This is a genomic window from Streptomyces sp. O3 (assembly GCF_054788135.1).
The window spans coordinates 1-298 of sequence record NZ_JBTVYK010000165.1 but is presented as its reverse complement, the minus strand read 5'-3'; the positions used below and the strand labels follow the sequence as shown (position 1 = coordinate 298).

General features: G+C 70.8%; 2 pseudogenes. Both read right to left on the bottom strand.

The features are described 5' to 3' along the window. Positions 1 to 203 (bottom strand): annotated as a pseudogene (locus ACX6XY_RS30185) (hypothetical protein); the annotation flags it as partial. Continuing rightward, a pseudogene (locus tag ACX6XY_RS30180) lies at positions 203 to 298 on the bottom strand (sulfate adenylyltransferase subunit CysD); the annotation flags it as partial. The pseudogenes ACX6XY_RS30180 and ACX6XY_RS30185, both read right to left, overlap by 1 nt.

Here is a 298-nt window from a genome sequence, read left to right as displayed (position 1 = left end):
CGCAGCCCGTCGGTGAGCAGCGCCAGGTCGGGCGCCTCCTGGCCGCGGCTGGCCGACACCCGCTCGACGGCCTCCAGCTGGTCGGTGAGGACCGACTTGGAGTCGTGCAGCAGGCGGCCGACGAGGGTGGACTTGCCGTCGTCGACCGATCCGGCGGTGGCGAACCGCAGGGTGTCGACGGTCGGGAGAGTCATCACAGTCATCAGAAGTACCCTTCGCGTTTGCGGTCTTCCATCGCGGCCTCGGACATCTTGTCGTCGGCGCGGGTGGCGCCCCGTTCGGTGAGCCGGGACGCGGC